The organism is Klebsiella sp. R390, from assembly GCF_051131745.1.
Taxonomy (GTDB): Bacteria; Pseudomonadota; Gammaproteobacteria; order Enterobacterales; family Enterobacteriaceae; genus Klebsiella.
Window position 1 is genome coordinate 4,193,236 of the sequence record NZ_CP180445.1, and the last position, 19,033, is coordinate 4,212,268.

Genomic DNA, 19,033 nt, shown 5'->3' on the forward strand with positions numbered 1-19,033 from the left:
CCCTAAGAAGCTTAGCGCCGCCAGCTCATGGTCATGGACACGGAGTCGGCATAGCGCAGTGCGTAAAGTTTATCGATCTCTACTTCAGCATAAGTGACCCAGTGGTGTTCGCATGCGATATCGAGCACATCCTGGGTTAATTTTTCCAACAGAGAGAAGCGGTTATTCTCAATATGGCTGATAATGCGCTTGGTGATAGTGCGATAATTGAGCGCATCGTTGATATCTTCACTGCAGCGCGACTGCTCTGCCGGGTAGTGAATCGCGACGTTAATAACCACGTCCTGGCGGTTAGCGATCTCTTCCTCTTTAATACCGATAAAAGTACGTAAGCGCAGGTTCTTTATCCGAATAATAGCGTCTGGCTGAGACATTGCAGGCTTCCTCCGTGTTGTAATTTCCGCAATCATACATGAAAGCATGCCACGCGAGCAGGGGGTTAACTGTGTTGAATTTTCATCATCGTTTGTACGGTGGCTGGACGCTGGCGGATGCGCTCAAACCAGTTATGTATCGCCGGGAAATGGGCGAGATCGATCCGCTGGCGCTGGTGGGCGTTAATCCACGGCCAGCAGGCGATATCGGCAATGCTGTAGTGCTCGCCGCCGAGCCACGGACTGGCTTCCAGGCGGCGGTTCAGCACGGTGTACAGGCGTTGGGTTTCCACCTGATAACGTTCGATAGCATAGGGCACCGTCTGCGGCGCACTGTGGTTAAAATGGTGATTCTGTCCCAGCATGGGGCCTAATCCGCTGACCTGCCAGAATAACCACTGCAGCGTCGTATAGCGCTCCCGGAGTTCACCGCTCAGCAGTTTTCCTGACTTCTCCGCCAGGTAAAGCAAAATCGCCCCGGATTCAAACACGGCGAGCGGGGCGCCGCCGTCGACGGGAACATGGTCAACAATGGCGGGGATTTTATTGTTAGGTGACAGGGTAAGAAACTGTGGGCGAAACTGTTCGCCACGCGTGATATCCACCCGAATCAGGCGGTAGGCCAGCTGCGCCTCTTCGAGAAACAGCATAATTTTGTGGCCGTTGGGGGTGGGTGCATAGTAGAGGTCGATCATGGTGTCTCCCGCCGTCGTGGTCGCAAGCTTTTCGAGTATAGGCGACCTGCCGACATCCGGGAGCGGCTAAGATTAAATAGTGCGCGTGGCGCCGGGGCGTTCCCGCATCTCGCGCACCAGGGCGATAAACGCCTTCAGCCCCGGCGGGACGTGGCGTCGTCCGGGATAATAGAGGCGCAGCCCACCAAACGACGGACACCACTCTTCCATGGCGCTGACAAGCCTGCCGCTGGCCAAATCCTCCTGAATAAACCAGTCAGAGATAAATGCCAGACCAATGCCCGCGCGGGCCGCGCAGTGGATGGCGCGCATTTCGCTGAGGATAATCCGTGGCGGCACGTTCACCGTCACCTTTTGCTGATGCCGTTCCAGCTCCCAGTGGTACAGTCCGCCGTGGGACATTCGCATCCCGATGCCCTGATGATACTGCAGATCTTCCGGGCTTTGTGGGGTGCCATGATGGGCAAAATAGTCTGGCGTCCCGACGATCAGCATGCGCACGTCGGGGGTGAGAGGAACGGCAATCATATCCTGCGGCAGGGACTCCGCGAGGCGGATCCCGGCGTCATAGCCTTCGGCGACAATATCAATCAGCCGCGACTCGGTGGTGATGTCCAGGCGCATTTGCGGATAGCGTTTAAGAAACGCATCGAAGATATCAAACAGCAGCACGCTGCTTTCACGTGGCGCATTGATGCGCAATGTCCCGCTGGGCATTTCCGCCTGGGTAGCTATCTCCTCCGAGGCTCGTTGGATCTCCGCCAGCGCCGGGGCGACCCGTTCGACATAGCGTTGCCCGGCGTCGGTCAGGGCGACGCTGCGGGTGGTACGGTTAAACAGGCGGACGTTGAGCCGCGCCTCCAGACCGGCGACGGCGTTGCTGATGGCGGTGGCCGACATACCGAGCTCTCTGGCGGCAGCGCGAAAGCTACGTCGGTGGGCGACGGCAAGGAGGATTTCCAGTTCAGTCAGGCCGCTACGATGCATGATTATCCCGATTTTCGTGACAGGTTGTGCTGATTATACCCTCTTATCGGGCTAATGCCCCGGCTCTATACTGCCTGACATACACTCCCTGAGGACGACCATCATGCTGCACATTGACAATATTTATATCAACGGTGAATTTGTTACTCCGCACGGTAGCGAAACCTTTGCGCTATTCAACCCCGCAACGGAGGCGGTGATTGGCCAGGTACGTCTGGCGGATGAAGAAGACGCGCGCCGGGCTATCGCCGCGGCAAAAGCGGCGTTCCCCGCATGGTCGAAGACCACAATACAGCAGCGTCTGGCGGTTCTGGAGCGGATGTATCAGGCGGTTCGGGCGAGAGAAGCAGATTTACTGGATGCGATTGTTACGGAATACGGCGCACCCGCGTCGCGGGCACAATGGATGGCGGAGTGGCCGGCGCAAACCATCAAGCTGGCGATGGAGACTCTGACAAACTTTGAATTTGTTGAGCAGGTGGGACGTGCTCAGGTCGTGATGACCCCGGTAGGCGTAGCGGGGTTGATTACTCCGTGGAACAGTGATGCGGGGTTTATCTGTAACAAGCTGGCGACCGCGATGGCCGCCGGTTGTACCGCGGTGATTAAGCCCAGTGAGATGAGCGCGTGGCAAACGCAAATCGTTACCGAAGCGCTGCATGCGGCCCAGATCCCCGCTGGCGTCGTGAATATCGTCACCGGCCGCGGTGAGGTGGTCGGCGATATCATTAACCATCACCCCGATATTGCGAAGATCTCTTTCACCGGTTCCACCGCCGTCGGTAAACATATTATCGCCAGCGGCGCGCAAACGCTGAAACGCGTGACGCTGGAGCTCGGCGGTAAATCGCCCACGTTGATCCTGGATGATGCCGATGTGCAGCAGGCGGTGCCTCTGGCGCTGGCGGCCGGGTTTATGAACAGCGGCCAGGCGTGCATTGCCGGGACGCGTATTCTGGTCCCTGAACAGCGGCTGGCGGAGTTTGAACAGGCCATCGTGGAGGGTATGAAGGCGTATATCTCCGGCGACCCGCGCGATCTGCAAACCACGATAGGCCCGATGGTCAGCAGGAAGCAGTGGCAACGGGTGCAGGAGTATATCCGTCTGGGGCAGCAGGAAGGCGCACGAGTATTAGTCGGCGGCGAAGGCCGGCCGCAGGGAATGGACAAGGGCTGGTGCGTCAAGCCAACCGTATTCAGCGATGTGCACAACCAGATGCGGATTGCGCGGGAAGAAATTTTTGGCCCGGTGCTGGTGCTGATCCCGTATCAGGATCAGGCCGAGGCCATTGCCCTGGCCAACGATACCACCTATGGCCTGAGCGCCCTGGTGTTAAGCGGCGATCGGCAACGTGGTCAGGAGGTGGCGCTGGCGATCGAGTCTGGACGAGTGCTGGTGAATACACTCGATCATGAACCACAGGCCCCCTTCGGCGGATTTAAGCAATCCGGTCTCGGGCGCGAGATGGGGAAATGGGGAATGCAGGCCTATCTGGAGCCAAAAACCGTGCTAATTGGCTAACGGTTCAGGTGATGTAAAATCCTCATGGTGCGGTAAGTGACATCCTTCAAAAGACAGGATATGTTGGCTTATCGCCCCATAATTTGTAGAGGATGTCATGAGCCAGCCCGTCATTACCCTGTGGTCCGATTCCCAGTTTTTCTCGCCGTATGTGATGTCCGTTTATGTTGCTCTGCAGGAAAAAAGCCTGCCGTTTACCCTCAAAACCGTTGACCTTGAAAAGGGAGAGAACCATCAGCCGGGCTGGCAAGGCTACAGCGCGACACGTCGCGTGCCGCTGCTGGAAGTCGACAATTTCTACCTCAGTGAATCTTCCGCCATTACCGAATATCTCGACGAACGTTTTGCTCCGCCGGAGTGGGAGCGGTTGTATCCCCACGACCTGCAAAAGCGCGCCCGGGCGCGTCAGGTTCAGGCCTGGCTGCGCAGCGACCTGATGCCGATCCGTGAAGAGCGCTCGACGGCAGTTGTCTTCGGCGGCGAACGGCGGCCGCCGCTTAGCGAAGCCGGGCTTAAATGCGCCTCCCGCCTGTTTGAAGCCGCCGGTGCGCTGCTGTCCCACGGCGGCAATAACCTGTTCGGCGAGTGGTCGCTTGCCGATACGGACCTTGCGTTAATGCTCAACCGGCTGGTGCTCAATGGCGATGAGGTCCCGGAGTCGCTGGTGGACTACGCCACGTTTCAGTGGCAGCGCGCGTCGGTACAACGTTATGTCGCACTGTCAGCTAAACGTGCCGGCTGATTAGCGACGACGCTTCCGTTATCATAGGCGCATCAAAATGCGTGGAGATGGAAGAAATGAAGCTGATGTTTGCCTCGGATATTCATGGTTCTCTGCCCGCTACCGAACGCGTTCTGGAACTGTTCGCGCAAAGTGGGGCGCAGTGGCTGATCGTGCTTGGCGATGTGCTCAATCATGGGCCGCGTAATGCGCTCCCCGCAGGCTATGCGCCTGCGGAGGTCGCCATAAAACTCAACAGCGTGGCTTCGCGGGTGATCGCCGTGCGCGGTAACTGCGACAGTGAAGTCGATCAAATGCTGCTGGAGTTCCCGATAACCGCCCCGTGGCAGCAGGTGTTGGGTGAACGCAACCGGCTATTTCTGACCCACGGGCATCTGTACAGCCCCGAAAAAATGCCCCCGCTCGCCGTTGGCGATGTCCTGGTTTATGGTCATACTCATATTCCGGTAGCCGAGAAGCGCGGCGATGTTTTTCTCTTCAATCCCGGCTCGGTCAGCATCCCCAAAGGGGGATTCTCCGCCAGCTACGGTCTCCTCGATGGGGATAAACTGCAGGTTTTAGCACTCGATGATCATCAGGTTATTGCAGAGGTTGCAATTAACCCGTAATTTACCCCCAACCGTAAAGACGCGCCGCGAGAGCGCTTTCATAAGTAAGGTTTCCTGATGGCGGAACAGAACGATTTGGCAAGCACAGAATGGGTAGATATTGTTAATGAAAACAATGAGGTGATAGCGCAATCCAGCCGCGAGCAAATGCGCGCGCAGTGTCTGCGTCATCGTGCGACCTATATTGTGGTTCATGACGGAATGGGCAAAATTCTGGTGCAGCGCCGCACCGAGACCAAAGATTTCCAGCCGGGGATGCTGGATGCCACCGCCGGTGGTGTGGTCCAGGCCGATGAGCAACTGCTCGAGTCAGCCCGCCGCGAAGCGGAAGAGGAGCTGGGCATTGCCGGCGTTCCTTTTGCCGATCATGGTCAGTTCTATTACGAAGATAAGCACTGTCGCGTCTGGGGAAGCTTGTTCAGCTGCGTGTCACACGGCCCGTTCGCCCTGCAGGAAGAGGAAGTCAGCGAAGTGTGCTGGTTGACGCCTGAAGAGATCACCGCCCGCTGCGACGAATTCACCCCGGATTCGTTAAAAGCGCTGGCGCTGTGGATGACCCGCAACGCCAGCAATGAATCAGCAAAATCAGAAAAGCCGGAAGAGGCCGAGTAACGGCCTAACAGCTATCACGCAGGCATAAACTGGAGACGATAGGTTTTCTACCGCTCCAGTTGCCTTCATTCAGGCGCTCCAGCAGCGCGCGTCCTGCTTCAATACCTATCTTGTGATGCGGTACGGCCATTGTGGTGAGCGGCGGCTGGCACACCCGGCTGACGTCGCTATCGCCAAAACCGACAACCGCTAAATCGTCAGGAACTTTGATACGTCGCCGCTGGCATTCATACAGCGCGCCGCATGCCAGTTCATCAGAAACGCAGACCAACGCATCCAGCTCCGGCCATGCCAGCAAAAACTCAGGCAGCTGCGACGCCCCGGTAGAAAAGCTCGGGGGAAGCGCCGCATTAATCACCCGATTCGGTGACATGTGGTGGCGCAGCATCGCTTTGTACCATCCCTGCAGGTGCTGCTGAAAAATCCACTGTTCCTGATTGGCGCACAGCAGGCCGATATTCTGATAGCCACGCAGGATCAGCATCTCGGTTAATTCGAACATCGCGGCCGCGTTATCAATGCCGATATTCATATCGATCGGATCGGCGCGCATTGCGCCCATCTCCATAACCGGTATCGAGGCGTTGTTGAGCCACTGGCGTACGGTATCGCTATGTTCAACGCTCAGGAGAATGGCGGCCGCAATGTTAGAGGCCAGCAAGGTTTCCAGCAGCTTCTCTTCCTGCTCAACACGATGCTGAGACTCCGCAAGCATGATTTGATAACCCGCGGGTTGCAACATCTGCTGAAGCCCGGCAAACATTGCGGAACAGCCCGCTTCGGCAAGATTAGGTACCACCATCGCGATGGTTTTTGATGAGGCGGATGCCAGTGCGCTGGCGGCCAGATTGGGCATATATCCCAGTTCCTGTACCGCAGCGTCGATTTTCTCACGAAGCTTATCAGAAACCTGCTCCGGCGTGCGTAGCGCTCGCGAGACGGTCATCGTGCCCACGCCAGCAAGCTGAGCAACATCGGCGATCGTCACTTTACCGGTACTACGCCGTTTTCGGGTTAGAGACATACACATTCCTGCTGAACAGTCGCTTTTTATTGATATCTATCGTTTTAGGTCTCAGGAAGTATACGCCTTAAATCCGTACTTTTGCTGCGTTTTCATCTGATGATGACGAATTGATAGCGCTATCACAAATTTGAATGTTATCTGTTGGTAGCGCTATCTTTGTGATCTTTGTCGCAGCTAACCGTTGAGCGCTTGAATAAAGTTTGCACATCTTTTGCGAAAAGACGGGAGATAAAATGCTCAGCACATGGCTCTTTGATTCCACCATTACGCTTCAGCAGCGTGTAGACGAGTGGCCACAGGCGCTTGAAATTTGCGCCAGACCGCTACTTGACGCGGGCGTTATTGTGCCCGAGTACGTCACCGCGATAATGCAACAGCACGACAAGCTGGGGCCGTATTACGTGCTGGCGCCCGGACTGGCGATGCCGCATGCGCGGCCGGAAGAGGGAGCAAGAGGGTTAGGTTTATCATTGTTGAAACTGGAACACGGGGTGTCGTTTGGTTCAGACGAATTCGACCCGGTCGATATTATTATTATGCTGGCGGCTCCCGATAAGCATAGCCATATCGAGATGATCTCGGCGCTAGCTGAATTATTTTCCAGTGACCACGATATGCAACAATTACATCAAGCGAAGACTCTGGAGGAGATTAAAACCATCATCGCGCGCTTCTGACTGCATTTTATTATCCGACTGCTAACACATTACGCGCCAGCGTGATGCGGACGTACTCTACCCAAAAAAAGGTGCTAACAATGAAAATTATGGCAATTTGCGGTTCTGGCCTGGGCAGTAGTTTTATGGTTGAGATGAATATTAAAAAAGTGCTTAAAAAACTCGAAATAGAGGCCGAGGTGGAGCACTCGGATCTCTCATCGGCAACGCCGGGTGCGGCAGATTTATTTGTGATGGCCAAAGACATCGCCGCCAGCGCCAGCGTGCCGGAAAGCCAGCTGGTGGTGATAACCAATATCATCGACATCAATGAACTCGAAGCGCAGCTGCGCGCGTGGTTCGCCAAACAATAACTATTTTTACCCTCATTCATTTGAGTTGCTGCAACTTGCCGAATGACGGGTATATAGCGAGGCGGATATGTTTATTCTTGAAACGCTGAATTTCGTTGTTGATATTTTGAAAGTGCCTTCGGTGCTGGTGGGGTTAATTGCCCTGATTGGCCTGGTCGCACAAAAGAAATCATTCTCTGATGTCGTCAAAGGAACCATTAAAACAATACTGGGGTTTATTGTTTTGGGCGGCGGGGCGACGGTATTAGTGGGCTCGCTCAATCCACTTGGCGGCATGTTTGAACATGCCTTTAATATCCAGGGGATTATTCCAAATAATGAAGCGATAGTTTCTATCGCGCTTGAAAAATACGGTGCCTCGACCGCACTGATCATGGCTTTTGGCATGGTCGCCAATATTATTGTCGCCCGCTTTACGCGCCTGAAGTATATCTTCCTGACCGGGCATCATACCTTCTATATGGCCTGTATGATCGGCGTGATTCTCACCGTGGCAGGCTTCGAAGGTGTCGGCCTGGTGTTTACCGGATCGTTGATCCTCGGGCTGGTGATGGCGTTTTTCCCGGCGCTGGCGCAGCGCTATATGAAGCGTATTACCGGCACTGATGATATTGCCTTCGGCCACTTTGGCACCCTGGGCTATGTGCTGTCGGGCTGGATTGGTAGCGTCTGCGGTAAGGGCTCCCGCTCCACTGAAGAGATGAACCTGCCGAAGAATTTAAGCTTCCTGCGCGACAGTTCAATCTCGATCTCTCTGACCATGATGATTATCTACCTGATCATGGCCGTGAGTGCAGGGCGTGAGTATGTCGAAAGTACCTTCAGCGGCGGCCAGAACTACCTGGTGTACGCCATCATCATGGCGATTACCTTCGCTGCCGGGGTGTTTATCATCCTGCAAGGGGTGCGTCTGATCCTCGCGGAAATCGTGCCGGCGTTTACCGGCTTCTCAGAAAAGCTGGTGCCGAACGCCCGTCCTGCGCTGGACTGCCCGGTGGTTTATCCGTATGCGCCTAATGCGGTGCTGATTGGTTTCCTGTTTAGCTTCCTCGGCGGTCTGGTGGGGCTGTTCCTCTGCGGACAGTTCAAGTGGGTGTTGATTCTGCCTGGCGTGGTGCCGCACTTCTTTACCGGCGCTACCGCTGGCGTGTTTGGCAACGCCACTGGCGGGCGGCGCGGAGCGATGATCGGCGCGTTTGCCAACGGCCTGCTGATCACCTTCCTGCCGGTGCTGCTGCTGCCGGTACTGGGGGCCATTGGTTTTGCCAATACCACCTTCTCTGACGCTGATTTCGGCGCGGTCGGCATCGTGCTCGGCAACCTGGCGCGCTATCTGTCACCGTTTGCCATCACCGGTCTGGTTGTCGCGTTGTTCGCCCTGCTGGTGGCGTACAACATTTTTGCCAAAAAGAAATCTGTGGGCGGCGGCGCGCAGGAAAACAGTGGAGCTAAATCATGAATGTGAAAGAAGTGACCAGACTGGCACGCGATATTCGTGTCGCCACCCTTAAATCGCTCACCGATCTTGGCTTTGGCCACTACGGCGGCAGCATGTCGGTGGTTGAAACACTGGCGGTGCTGTATGGCGCGGTGATGAAAATCGACCCCGCCGATCCGGACTGGCCGGAGCGTGATTACTTTGTACTGTCGAAAGGCCATGCTGGCCCGGCGCTCTACAGTACGTTAGCGATTAAAGGCTATTTCCCGACGGAGGAGCTCAGCACGCTTAACCAGAACGGTACGAGACTGCCCAGCCATCCGGATCGCCTGAAAACGCGCGGCGTGGATGCCACGACTGGCTCGCTGGGGCAGGGGATTTCTATCGCCGGTGGCATGGCGCTGTCGCATAAGCTGGCGGGGCGCCCGAATCGCGTATTTTGCATTGTCGGCGATGGTGAGCTGAATGAGGGACAGTGCTGGGAGGCATTCCAGTTTATTGCCCATCATCGTCTGAATAACCTGACCGTGTTTGTTGACTGGAACAAGCTACAGCTCGACGGCAAGCTGGACGAGATTATTCGAGCTTTCAATCTGGAAGATAAGTTCCGTGCCTTTGGTTTTGACGTCGTTACCGTCAAAGGTGATGACATCCCCGGCCTGCTGGCAGCGGTACAACCGGTGCCTCCGGCTGATGCGCTGCCGCGGGTGGTGATCCTCGACAGCATCAAGGGCCAGGGGGTGCCGTATCTCGAGCAACTGGGCAATAACCATCATTTGCGCCTGACGGGTGAGATGACAGAGACGCTAAACGAGACCATTCGCCAGCTGGAGGCCGAACATGATTAAGGTTGCACCTGCAGGACAAAAAGATGCTGTAGAGATGCGTAAAGTCTACGCCGGATTCGTCGCGCAGCAGATTGACGCCGGTAGCCCGATTATCGCTCTGGAAGCGGACCTGATGAGTTCCATGGCGATGGACGGTGTCGCGCGGGAACACCCGCAGCACGTTATCAACTGCGGCATTATGGAGGCCAACGTGATTGGCACCGCTGCCGGGCTGTCGTTGACCGGACGCAAACCGTTTGTTCATACCTTTACCGCGTTTGCCAGTCGCCGCTGTTTCGACCAGTTGTTTATGTCGCTGGATTATCAGCGTAATAACGTCAAGGTCATCGCCTCCGACGCCGGCGTTACGGCCTGCCATAATGGAGGCACCCATATGTCGTTTGAAGATATGGGGATCGTTCGCGGTCTGGCGCACTCGGTGGTGCTGGAGGTGACCGATGCGGTGATGTTCGACGATGTGCTGCATCAGTTAATGAAGCTTGAGGGGTTTTATTGGGTACGTACTATCCGCAAGCAGGCTCCGAGCATTTATGCCCCGGGATCAACGTTTACTATCGGCAAGGGCAATGTGCTGCGCGAAGGCGAAGATATTACCCTGATTGCCAACGGTATTATGGTGGCCGAAGCGCTGGAGGCCGCCAGGCAGCTAGAGCAGGAAGGGGTCAGCGCGGCGGTGATTGATATGTTTACCCTGAAGCCTATCGACCGCATGTTAGTGAAAAATTACGCCGAGAAAACCGGGAGAATTGTCACCTGCGAAAACCACAGTATTCACAACGGGCTGGGCTCCGCGGTGGCCGAGGTGCTGGTGGAAACTTGTCCGGTACCGATGCGTCGCGTGGGCGTGAAGGAGCGGTACGGTCAGGTAGGGACGCAGGATTTCCTGCAAAAGGAGTATGGCCTGACGGCGCATGATATTGTGTCGGCGGCGCGAGAGCTGCTGTAAATAAAAAGGCGACCCTGAGGTCGCCTTTTTTCATGCCGGAGGCAGATTACGCTTGCTGCTGAGACGACTGAATCGCGGTCAGTGCAATGGTGTAGACGATATCGTCAACCAGCGCGCCACGGGACAGATCGTTCACCGGCTTACGCATACCCTGCAGCATTGGCCCGATGGAGATCAGGTCAGCAGAACGCTGTACGGCTTTGTAAGTGGTGTTACCGGTGTTCAGATCCGGGAAGATGAACACGGTCGCACGACCCGCAACCGGAGAGTTCGGTGCTTTGGATTTTGCAACATCAGCCATGACAGCCGCATCGTACTGCAGCGGGCCGTCGATCATCAGGTCAGGACGTTTTTCCTGTGCCAGACGCGTTGCTTCACGTACTTTTTCTACATCGCTACCGGCACCAGAATTACCGGTGGAGTAGGAGAGCATCGCCACGCGTGGCTCAATACCAAATGCAATCGCAGAATCTGCGGACTGGATAGCGATTTCAGCCAGCTGCTCAGCGGTAGGATCCGGGTTGATGGCGCAGTCGCCATACACGTAAACCTGCTCAGGCAGCAGCATGAAGAACACGGAGGAGACCAGCGAGCTGCCTGGTGCAGTTTTGATCAGCTGCAGCGGCGGACGGATGGTGTTGGCCGTGGTATGAACGGCCCCGGAAACCAGGCCGTCGACTTCGTCTTGTTCCAGCATCAGGGTGCCGAGAACCACGTTGTCTTCCAGCTGCTCACGAGCAACTGCTTCGGTCATGCCTTTGCTCTTACGCAGTTCGACCAGACGAGCGACGTAGCTTTCGCGTACCACTTCCGGATCGACGATTTCGATGCCCGCGCCCAGCTCAACGCCCTGCGCAACCGCAACGCGGTTGATCTCGTCCGGGTTACCCAGCAGAACACAGGTTGCGATGCCGCGCTCTGCACAAATGGCAGCGGCTTTAACGGTACGTGGTTCATCACCTTCCGGCAGAACGACGCGTTTGCCTGCTTTACGCGCCAGCTCGGTAAGCTGGTAACGGAAGGCTGGCGGAGACAGACGACGGCTGCGCTCAGAGGTCGCGGTCAGAGATTCGATCCAGTCGGCGTTGATGTAGCTTGCAACGTATTCCTGAACTTTCTCGATGCGCTCATGATCGTCAACCGGTACTTCAAGGTTGAAGCTCTGCAGGCTCAGGGAGGTCTGCCAGGTGTTGGTGTTCACCATGAATACCGGCAGGCCGGTGGCGAAAGCACGTTCACACAGTTTGCTCACGCGAGCGTCCATTTCGTAGGCGCCGGTCAGCAGCAGTGCGCCGATTTCAACGCCGTTCATGGCAGCCAGGCAAGCGGCAACCAGCACGTCAGGACGGTCAGCAGAAGTCACCAGCAGAGAGCCAGCACGGAAGTGCTCCAGCATATGCGGGATGCTGCGTGCGCAGAACGTCACGGATTTCACGCGACGGGTGTTGATGTCACCTTCGTTAATGATGGTGGCATTCAGGTGGTGAGCCATATCGATCGCACGGGTGGCGATCAGATCGAAGCTCCACGGCACCGCGCCGAGGATCGGCAGCGCGCTGCCAGTCTGCAGCTGTGCCGGATCGATCTTCACAACTTTCGCTTTGGAAGAGTCGTCGAAGATTTCTGACAGGTCAGGACGAGTACGGCCCTGTTCGTCAACCGGCGCATTCAGCTTGTTGACGATAACACCGGTAATGTTGGTGTTTTTCGCGCCGCCAAAGCTGTTGCGCGTCAGTTCGATGCGCTCGTTCAGCTGTTCCTGAGTGTCCGTACCCTGAGACATCACGAAGACGATTTCCGCATTCAGCGTTTTCGCGATTTCGAAGTTCAGAGACTGGGCAAACTGGTGTTTGCGGGTCGGGACCAGGCCTTCAACCAGCACCACTTCAGCATCCTGAGTGGCAGCGTGGTAGTTAGCGATAATCTCTTCCATCAGCACGTCTTTCTGGTTGCTGGACAGCAGAGATTCGACGTGGCTCATCTTCAGCGGCTCAGCAGCCGGAAGGCTGGAGTTGGCGCGGACGATGGTGGTGGTCTGGTCTGGTGCATCGCCGCCAGCGCGTGGCTGGGCGATAGGTTTGAAGACGCTCAGGCGAACGCCTTTGCGTTCCATTGCACGGATAACACCGAGGCTGACGCTGGTCAGGCCAACGCTGGTTCCGGTAGGGATCAGCATGATGATACGGGACACGATATATCCTCTTTCGTTACCGCCAGAATCAGGCGGATTAGAAAACGACACCACCAGCTTCCCGTCATACTTCAACCTGCATGTGCGTTGACTTTGCTCATTCACCCCAGTCACGTACTACTCGTACGCTCCTGGGGATTCTCTGCGCCGTCGCCTTCCTGCAACTCGAATTAGTTAGGGTTATAGCTGGCGGTGTGGAATCAGGCGGTCAGACGGTTGGCGTCTTGCGCGATGACCAGCTCTTCGTTGGTCGGAATGACGACAGCCGGGCGGGTGCCTTCTTTGTTGATGAAGCCAGACTTGCCGAAACGAGCGGCCAGGTTGCGTTCATGATCAACTTCGAAGCCCAGTACGCCCAGTTTGCCCAGAGACAGTTCGCGAACCATCGCGGCGTTTTCACCGATACCACCGGTGAAGACAACAGCGTCCAGACGACCGTCCATCAGTGCCGTGTAGGAACCGATGTATTTGGCCAGACGATGGCAGTAAACGTCCATGGCACGTTTAGCATCGGCTTTTTCCTGGTAGTTATCTTCAACATAACGGCAGTCGCTGGTGACTTCGGTCAGGCCCAGCAGGCCAGACTCTTTGGTCAGCATTTTGTTGATCGCGTCTACGCTCATGCCCAGGGTGTCGTGCAGATGGAAAATGATAGCCGGGTCGATATCGCCAGAGCGGGTACCCATCACCAGACCTTCCAGCGGGGTCAGACCCATAGAAGTATCTACGCATTTACCGTTACGGATGGCAGAAACAGAACCACCGTTGCCCAGATGGCAGGTGATGATGTTCAGTTCTTCAACCGGCTTGTTCAGGACTTTTGCTGCTTCCTGAGTCACGTAGAAGTGGCTGGTACCGTGTGCGCCGTAACGACGTACGCCGTGCTCTTTATACAGGCTGTACGGCAGGGCATAGAGGTAAGATTCTTCCGGCATGGTCTGATGGAACGCGGTGTCGAACACGGCAACGTTCTTGTCTTTCAGGTTCGGGAAGGATTTCAGCGCTTCCGCGATACCGATCAGGTGTGCAGGGTTGTGCAGCGGTGCGAAAGAGGCAGCGTCTTTGATGCCCTGAATAACGGTTTCATCGATGACAACGGAGCTGGTGTATTTTTCACCGCCGTGGACGATACGGTGACCGATCGCAGTCAGCTGAGCAGACAGTTCTGGTTTTTGTGCCAGAATAGTGTTAACGATGAAGTTCAGCGCTTCACTGTGAGCGGCACCAGCGCCTAATTCAGCTTCTTGTTTGCTGCCATCCATTTTCCATTTGATACGGGCTTCAGGAAGGTGGAAACATTCGGCTAAACCGGAAAGATATTCGTCACCGTTTACGGCATCAATGATAGCGAATTTCAGTGAGGAGCTACCGCAGTTCAGAACCAGTACTAACTTACTCGACATGGAAGTACCTTTTATGATACGTGGCTAAAAAAACGTCAGTGTGTCACAAAGCGTAGCGCAGGATGACAACGACATTTATGATTAACATCATGCCTTATTCTGTTTTCGGCAAGATGGGAGCAGTACATTTGATTTTATGTCATTTTGCATAATTTTCAGCCAATGGCAGAATATGCGATAATTTGACTAACCTGGTAAAAGGGTCTAACCGCCCCTCAGGTGCGCACAGAATACCTGATTGCCGCACCCTTTGCCAAAATCTTTTGAACGTTGTCATGCACAGTTGGTGTTTTACGTAATTTTTTTAAGTTTTATATGTAAAGTTGAGGTAAGCCATGTCCAGTCCCGAGAATCGCCCTGTGAGTTTTTTTGGCTTGTTCCGCCATGGGCAGCACTATGCAAAGACCTGGCCCCTGGATAAACGCCTCGCCCCGGTGTTTATTGAAAACCGTATTATTCGCGCTACCCGCTACGCGATCCGTATTATGCCGCCGGTTGCTGTCTTCACGCTGTGCTGGCAAATTGCCCTCGGTGGTCAGCTGGGGCCGGCCGTCGCCACCGCGCTGTTCGCGCTGAGCCTACCGATGCAGGGATTATGGTGGCTGGGTAAACGCTCGGTCACGCCGCTTCCTCCCACGGTGCTGAACTGGTTTTATGAAGTGCGCGGTAAATTGCAGGAGGCGGGGCAGGCGCTGGCGCCGGTCGACGGTAAGCCCGATTATCAGGCTTTAGCTGACACGCTTAAGCGCGCATTCAAACAATTAGATAAAACTTTCCTTGATGATTTGTAATTCCATCATGAAAACGCATATAAAAGAAGGCGCATGATTAATGCGCCTTCTTTTTTTCACGCCGTAAAGTGCCACAGGAGTCAAAACATGGAAATGACCAATGCGCAGCGTCTGATTTTATCTAATCAGTACAAGATGATGACGATGCTCGACCCGGACAACGCCGAACGTTACCGCCGTCTACAGACTATCATTGAGCGTGGATACGGATTACAAATGCGCGAACTGGACCGCGAGTTTGGCCAACTGACGGAAGAAACCTGCCGTACCATCATTGATATCATGGAGATGTATCATGCGCTGCATGTCTCCTGGGCGAACCTGAAGGACGCAAGTGAAATTGATGAACGCCGGGTCACTTTCCTGGGGTTCGACGTGGCAACCGAAGCGCGCTTCCTCGGCTATGTCCGCTTTATCGTTAACGTTGAAGGGCGCTACAGCCACTTCGACGCCGGAACCCACGGGTTCAACTCGCAAACGCCGATGTGGGATAAGTACCAGCGTATGCTCAACACCTGGCACGCCTGCCCGCGTCAGTATCATTTAAGCAGCAACGAGATTAATCAAATTATTAATGCCTGATGGAGGTTTCCGTGCAGTGTAAAGGTTTCCTGTTTGATCTTGACGGGACGTTAGTGAATTCGTTACCGGTGGTCGAACGCTCGTGGTGTAAATGGGCGGATCGTTTTGACATCCCGCACGATGAGGTCCTGAACTTCATTCATGGCAAGCAGGCGATAACCTCTTTACGCCATTTCTTACCCGGACGTAGTGAAGAGGAGTTACAGGCGGAGTTCCTGTGGCTTGAAGCGCTGGAAGCGTCGGATATCGATGGCGTCACGGCACTGCCGGGGGCGGTTGCACTGTTGACGACGCTCGATGAGGCGAGGATCCCGTGGGCGATTGTGACCTCAGGATCGGTGCCGGTAGCCCATGCGCGCCATCGCGCGGGCGGTCTGCCGGAAGCCAAAATCTTCGTCACTGCGGAACGGGTAAAACACGGAAAACCGGCTCCCGATGCCTATCTGCTCGGGGCGGAACTGTTAGGACTGGCACCGCAGGAGTGTGTGGTGGTGGAAGATGCCCCTGCCGGACTGCTCTCCGGGTTGGCCGCCGGGTGTCGGACTGTCGCGGTGAATGTGCCGGCCGGTTCGCCGCGTCTGGACGAAGCCGATTTTGTCCTGACCTCCCTTGAAAGTCTGGTGGTTGAGCGTCAGCAGGACGGTCAGGTGAATCTCAGTCTTAAACGCTAATCTCATGATGTAGCCCCGCGCCGGTGGGGCTTTTTTATGCCAGACTTTCCCCTCCATCTTCTGACAAGGATAAGTTGTGAACGGTGAATTGATTTGGGTGTTATCGCTTCTTGCCGTAGCAATCGTGCTCTTTGCCACCGGAAAAGTGCGCATGGATGCTATCGCGTTGTTAGTGATTATCGCGTTTGTCCTCAGCGATACGCTCACGCTCAGCGAGGCTTTTTCGGGTTTCAGCGATCCTAACGTTATTCTCATCGCGGCGTTATTTATTATCGGCGATGGCCTGGTACGTACCGGGGTTGCTACCAAAATGGGGTCATGGCTGGTGAAGGTTGCTGGCAACAGTGAAACCAAAATGCTGGTCTTCTTAATGCTGACCGTTGCCGGTTTGGGGGCGTTTATGAGCTCTACCGGCGTGGTGGCTATCTTTATTCCGGTGGTGCTGAGCGTTTCCATGCGCATGAATACGTCGCCATCACGCCTGATGATGCCGTTGAGTTTTGCTGGCCTTATCAGTGGGATGATGACCCTGGTTGCCACCCCGCCAAACCTGGTGGTCAACAGCGAATTGTTACGTGAAGGGCTGCAGGGATTCAGCTTTTTTAGCGTCACGCCAATTGGCCTGGTTGTGCTGGTGCTGGGCGTCATTTACATGCTGGCGGTCCGTTTTATGCTGCGAGGCGAGGAAGGGGAACCGAACCGCGACGGGCGTCCGAGAAGTACTTTTCGCGACTTAATTAAAGAGTACCGTTTGACCGGCAGGGCCCGGCGTCTGGCTATTCGTCCGGGTTCCCCGATGATTGGCCAGCGCCTGGATGACCTTAAGCTGCGCGAACGGTACTGCGCCAACGTTATTGGCGTGGAGCGCTGGCGGCGTTTTCGCCGGGTGATCGTCAATGTCAACGGGGTCTCTGAGTTTCGCGCCCGCGACGTGTTGCTGATTGACATGTCTGCGTCGGATGTCGATTTGCGCCAGTTCTGCGGTGAGCAGATGCTCGAGCCGATGGTGCTACGTGGGGAGTATTTTTCAGATCAGGCGCTGGATGTTGGCATGGCTGAAGTCTCGCTGATCCCTGACTCGGAACTGATTGGCAAAACGGTCCGTGAAATCGGCTTTCGCACCCGTTTTGGGCTCAATATCGTCGGGCTGAAGCGCGATGGTAAAGCCCTTGATGGGGCGGTGGTTGATGAACCTTTGCAGCTGGGCGACATTGTGCTGGTGGTGGGAAACTGGCGCCAGATTGGCGTGTTGGCAAAACGTGGTCGTGACTTTGTCGTATTGAATATGCCGGTGGAAGTTAACGATGCCTCGCCGGCGCATAGCCAGGCACCGCATGCGATTTTCTGCCTGGTGTTGATGGTCGCGCTGATGCTGACCGACGAAATTCCCAACCCGATCGCGGCGATCGTTGCCTGTTTATTGATGGGCAAATTCCGCTGTATTAACGCCGAGAGCGCGTACAAAGCAATTCACTGGCCCAGTATTATTCTGATTGTCGGGATGATGCCGTTTGCGCTGGCATTGCAAAAAACCGGTGGCGTGGATCTGGTGGTGAAAGGTTTGATGGATGTCGCCGGTAGCAAAGGGCCTTATCTGATGCTCGGCTGCCTGTTTGTGATGTGCGCGGCGATTGGCCTGTTTATCTCCAACACCGCCACGGCGGTACTGATGGCGCCCATTGCGCTGGCAGCGGCGAGGTCGATGGAGGTGTCACCGTATCCGTTTGCCATGGTGGTAGCGATGGCGGCATCGGCAGCGTTTATGACGCCGGTCTCGTCGCCGGTGAACACGCTGGTGCTTGGGCCGGGTAAATACTCATTCAGTGATTTCGTGAAAATCGGCGTGCCGTTCACGGTGTTGGTGATGGTGGTGTGCGTGCTGCTGATCCCGGTGCTGTTCCCGTTCTGATCCCCTGGAGGGTGTTCCCCGGTCAGCCACCTGCCGACCGGGGAGACCGTCACAGCGGTGAATCCTGGCTGATTTCATCCAGCGACAGCTGGAAGCTTGGGACAAACACCTGCATAAAGTAGTCCATCTCCTGGCTTCGGCGTGACTCAAGCGTTTTTTCAAGCCGGCCCTTCGCCAGTAAAAATTCATTATTGCCGGCAGAAAGCTCCTCCAGACATTTCAGGTAAGCACAGAGTGCATCAGCCTGCTTGACGATCGATTTCTCATCTTCGCTGTAGTGGTGTTCATCAATCAGCGGCTCAAAAATATCGCGCAGTTCGTCAGGAACCATATCGATCAGCTTTTGCTGGGCGATCTTTTCGATGGCTTTATATTCCTGGGCAATCTGCGAGTTGAAATATTTCACCGGGGTCGGGAGATCGCCGGTTAACACTTCCGATGCATCATGGTACATCGCTAACAGCGCAATTCGCTCGGCGTTGACCTGACCGCCAAACTTACGGTTTTTAATTGCTGCCAGCGCGTGTGCCACCATCGCCACCTGCAGACTGTGCTCGGAGACGTTTTCGGTGCGTACATTACGCATCAGTGGCCAGCGGTTGATTAGCTTCAGGCGGGAGAGGTGGGCAAAGAAATGACTCTGACTCATAGGAACCC

At 55.4% G+C, this 19,033-nt stretch carries 20 protein-coding genes; 13 read left to right on the forward strand and 7 right to left on the reverse strand.

Annotation, left to right across the window (positions count from 1 at the left end; genetic code table 11):
* Positions 1-11: 11 nt before the first annotated feature.
* The 3 genes from folX to ACMYSP_RS19770 all read right to left on the reverse strand — a co-directional run bounded on the left by folX (position 12) and on the right by ACMYSP_RS19770 (position 2,056).
* On the reverse strand, positions 12-374 hold the full coding sequence (gene folX / locus ACMYSP_RS19760; RefSeq protein ID WP_154144196.1) for a dihydroneopterin triphosphate 2'-epimerase: 363 nt from the start codon (positions 372-374) through the stop codon (positions 12-14).
* Between the two features lie 65 nt (positions 375-439).
* Positions 440-1,069, reverse strand: coding sequence for a GSH-dependent disulfide bond oxidoreductase (gene yfcG, locus ACMYSP_RS19765; protein ID WP_434583738.1), 630 nt, complete (start codon positions 1,067-1,069; stop codon positions 440-442).
* 72 nt (positions 1,070-1,141) lie between these two features.
* Positions 1,142-2,056: a LysR family transcriptional regulator gene (locus tag ACMYSP_RS19770; RefSeq protein WP_434583739.1), complete on the reverse strand. Its 915-nt coding sequence runs from the start codon at positions 2,054-2,056 to the stop codon at positions 1,142-1,144.
* A 103-nt stretch (positions 2,057-2,159) separates the two neighbouring features.
* Here ACMYSP_RS19770 and ACMYSP_RS19775 point away from each other — a divergent pair, with 103 nt between their 5' ends.
* The 4 genes from ACMYSP_RS19775 to yfcD all read left to right on the forward strand — a co-directional run bounded on the left by ACMYSP_RS19775 (position 2,160) and on the right by yfcD (position 5,540).
* Positions 2,160-3,578, forward strand: a complete 1,419-nt coding sequence (locus ACMYSP_RS19775; RefSeq protein ID WP_434583740.1) for an aldehyde dehydrogenase family protein — start codon at positions 2,160-2,162, stop codon at positions 3,576-3,578.
* 97 nt (positions 3,579-3,675) lie between these two features.
* A complete protein-coding gene (gene yfcF / locus ACMYSP_RS19780) occupies positions 3,676-4,320 on the forward strand; it encodes a glutathione transferase (RefSeq protein ID WP_434583741.1) in 645 nt (214 codons plus the stop codon).
* A 56-nt stretch (positions 4,321-4,376) separates the two neighbouring features.
* Complete coding sequence (gene yfcE, locus ACMYSP_RS19785) at positions 4,377-4,928, forward strand: phosphodiesterase (protein WP_434587192.1); 552 nt, start codon at positions 4,377-4,379, stop codon at positions 4,926-4,928.
* A gap of 57 nt (positions 4,929-4,985) precedes the next feature.
* Positions 4,986-5,540, forward strand: a complete 555-nt coding sequence (gene yfcD / locus ACMYSP_RS19790) for an NUDIX hydrolase YfcD (protein ID WP_434583742.1) — start codon at positions 4,986-4,988, stop codon at positions 5,538-5,540.
* Positions 5,541-5,544: 4 nt separating this feature from the next.
* On the opposite strand, the gene ACMYSP_RS19795 is transcribed toward yfcD, so the two are convergent.
* Positions 5,545-6,564 (reverse strand): LacI family DNA-binding transcriptional regulator, encoded by a 1,020-nt coding sequence (locus ACMYSP_RS19795; protein ID WP_434583743.1) that lies wholly within the window; start codon positions 6,562-6,564, stop codon positions 5,545-5,547.
* A 236-nt stretch (positions 6,565-6,800) separates the two neighbouring features.
* On the opposite strand from ACMYSP_RS19795, the gene ACMYSP_RS19800 reads away from it, so the two are divergent.
* The 5 genes from ACMYSP_RS19800 to ACMYSP_RS19820 all read left to right on the forward strand — a co-directional run bounded on the left by ACMYSP_RS19800 (position 6,801) and on the right by ACMYSP_RS19820 (position 10,829).
* Positions 6,801-7,244, forward strand: coding sequence for a PTS sugar transporter subunit IIA (locus ACMYSP_RS19800; RefSeq protein ID WP_434583744.1), 444 nt, complete (start codon positions 6,801-6,803; stop codon positions 7,242-7,244).
* 80 nt (positions 7,245-7,324) lie between these two features.
* Positions 7,325-7,597, forward strand: a complete 273-nt coding sequence (locus ACMYSP_RS19805; RefSeq protein ID WP_041146575.1) for a PTS sugar transporter subunit IIB — start codon at positions 7,325-7,327, stop codon at positions 7,595-7,597.
* Between the two features lie 67 nt (positions 7,598-7,664).
* The gene (locus ACMYSP_RS19810) at positions 7,665-9,056 is read left to right on the forward strand and encodes a PTS ascorbate transporter subunit IIC (protein ID WP_434583745.1); all 1,392 of its coding nucleotides are present in this window, start codon (positions 7,665-7,667) and stop codon (positions 9,054-9,056) included.
* Positions 9,053-9,883, forward strand: a complete 831-nt coding sequence (locus ACMYSP_RS19815) for a transketolase (protein WP_434583746.1) — start codon at positions 9,053-9,055, stop codon at positions 9,881-9,883. Before ACMYSP_RS19810 ends, ACMYSP_RS19815 begins: the two co-directional genes overlap by 4 nt.
* Positions 9,876-10,829: a transketolase family protein gene (locus ACMYSP_RS19820; protein WP_434583748.1), complete on the forward strand. Its 954-nt coding sequence runs from the start codon at positions 9,876-9,878 to the stop codon at positions 10,827-10,829. The genes ACMYSP_RS19815 and ACMYSP_RS19820 overlap by 8 nt, the downstream gene beginning before the upstream one ends.
* 46 nt (positions 10,830-10,875) lie before the next feature.
* Here the strand turns inward: ACMYSP_RS19820 and pta are convergent, their stop codons facing one another.
* Together pta and ackA are read right to left on the reverse strand one after the other, a co-directional pair.
* Entirely contained in the window at positions 10,876-13,020 is a 2,145-nt protein-coding gene (gene pta, locus ACMYSP_RS19825) for a phosphate acetyltransferase (protein WP_434583749.1), read from the reverse strand.
* A 200-nt stretch (positions 13,021-13,220) separates the two neighbouring features.
* Positions 13,221-14,423: an acetate kinase gene (ackA, locus tag ACMYSP_RS19830; protein ID WP_434583750.1), complete on the reverse strand. Its 1,203-nt coding sequence runs from the start codon at positions 14,421-14,423 to the stop codon at positions 13,221-13,223.
* Between the two features lie 335 nt (positions 14,424-14,758).
* Between ackA and yfbV the strand changes: the two genes are divergently transcribed.
* The 4 genes from yfbV (at position 14,759) to ACMYSP_RS19850 (ending at position 18,376) form a co-directional block, all read left to right on the forward strand.
* Positions 14,759-15,214, forward strand: coding sequence for a terminus macrodomain insulation protein YfbV (gene yfbV / locus ACMYSP_RS19835; protein ID WP_123755238.1), 456 nt, complete (start codon positions 14,759-14,761; stop codon positions 15,212-15,214).
* An 87-nt stretch (positions 15,215-15,301) separates the two neighbouring features.
* Positions 15,302-15,796 (forward strand): YfbU family protein, encoded by a 495-nt coding sequence (locus ACMYSP_RS19840; RefSeq protein ID WP_434583751.1) that lies wholly within the window; start codon positions 15,302-15,304, stop codon positions 15,794-15,796.
* 11 nt (positions 15,797-15,807) lie between these two features.
* Entirely contained in the window at positions 15,808-16,467 is a 660-nt protein-coding gene (locus ACMYSP_RS19845) for a sugar phosphatase (RefSeq protein WP_434583752.1), read from the forward strand.
* Between the two features lie 76 nt (positions 16,468-16,543).
* Positions 16,544-18,376, forward strand: a complete 1,833-nt coding sequence (locus ACMYSP_RS19850; protein WP_434583753.1) for an SLC13 family permease — start codon at positions 16,544-16,546, stop codon at positions 18,374-18,376.
* 49 nt (positions 18,377-18,425) lie between these two features.
* On the opposite strand, the gene yfbR is transcribed toward ACMYSP_RS19850, so the two are convergent.
* Positions 18,426-19,025, reverse strand: a complete 600-nt coding sequence (gene yfbR, locus ACMYSP_RS19855) for a 5'-deoxynucleotidase (protein ID WP_123755235.1) — start codon at positions 19,023-19,025, stop codon at positions 18,426-18,428.
* Between the last annotated feature and the right edge of the window lie 8 nt (positions 19,026-19,033).

What these genes read in the sequence shown, in the direction of transcription:
- folX (WP_154144196.1), bottom strand. Translation starts at nt 374, where the DNA reads ATGTCTCAGCCAGACGCTATTATTCGGATAAAGAACCTGCGCTTACGT.
- yfcG (WP_434583738.1), bottom strand. Translation starts at nt 1,069, where the DNA reads ATGATCGACCTCTACTATGCACCCACCCCCAACGGCCACAAAATTATG.
- ACMYSP_RS19770 (WP_434583739.1), bottom strand. Translation starts at nt 2,056, where the DNA reads ATGCATCGTAGCGGCCTGACTGAACTGGAAATCCTCCTTGCCGTCGCC.
- ACMYSP_RS19775 (WP_434583740.1), top strand. Translation starts at nt 2,160, where the DNA reads ATGCTGCACATTGACAATATTTATATCAACGGTGAATTTGTTACTCCG.
- yfcF (WP_434583741.1), top strand. Translation starts at nt 3,676, where the DNA reads ATGAGCCAGCCCGTCATTACCCTGTGGTCCGATTCCCAGTTTTTCTCG.
- yfcE (WP_434587192.1), top strand. Translation starts at nt 4,377, where the DNA reads ATGAAGCTGATGTTTGCCTCGGATATTCATGGTTCTCTGCCCGCTACC.
- yfcD (WP_434583742.1), top strand. Translation starts at nt 4,986, where the DNA reads ATGGCGGAACAGAACGATTTGGCAAGCACAGAATGGGTAGATATTGTT.
- ACMYSP_RS19795 (WP_434583743.1), bottom strand. Translation starts at nt 6,564, where the DNA reads ATGTCTCTAACCCGAAAACGGCGTAGTACCGGTAAAGTGACGATCGCC.
- ACMYSP_RS19800 (WP_434583744.1), top strand. Translation starts at nt 6,801, where the DNA reads ATGCTCAGCACATGGCTCTTTGATTCCACCATTACGCTTCAGCAGCGT.
- ACMYSP_RS19805 (WP_041146575.1), top strand. Translation starts at nt 7,325, where the DNA reads ATGAAAATTATGGCAATTTGCGGTTCTGGCCTGGGCAGTAGTTTTATG.
- ACMYSP_RS19810 (WP_434583745.1), top strand. Translation starts at nt 7,665, where the DNA reads ATGTTTATTCTTGAAACGCTGAATTTCGTTGTTGATATTTTGAAAGTG.
- ACMYSP_RS19815 (WP_434583746.1), top strand. Translation starts at nt 9,053, where the DNA reads ATGAATGTGAAAGAAGTGACCAGACTGGCACGCGATATTCGTGTCGCC.
- ACMYSP_RS19820 (WP_434583748.1), top strand. Translation starts at nt 9,876, where the DNA reads ATGATTAAGGTTGCACCTGCAGGACAAAAAGATGCTGTAGAGATGCGT.
- ackA (WP_434583750.1), bottom strand. Translation starts at nt 14,423, where the DNA reads ATGTCGAGTAAGTTAGTACTGGTTCTGAACTGCGGTAGCTCCTCACTG.
- yfbV (WP_123755238.1), top strand. Translation starts at nt 14,759, where the DNA reads ATGTCCAGTCCCGAGAATCGCCCTGTGAGTTTTTTTGGCTTGTTCCGC.
- ACMYSP_RS19840 (WP_434583751.1), top strand. Translation starts at nt 15,302, where the DNA reads ATGGAAATGACCAATGCGCAGCGTCTGATTTTATCTAATCAGTACAAG.
- yfbR (WP_123755235.1), bottom strand. Translation starts at nt 19,025, where the DNA reads ATGAGTCAGAGTCATTTCTTTGCCCACCTCTCCCGCCTGAAGCTAATC.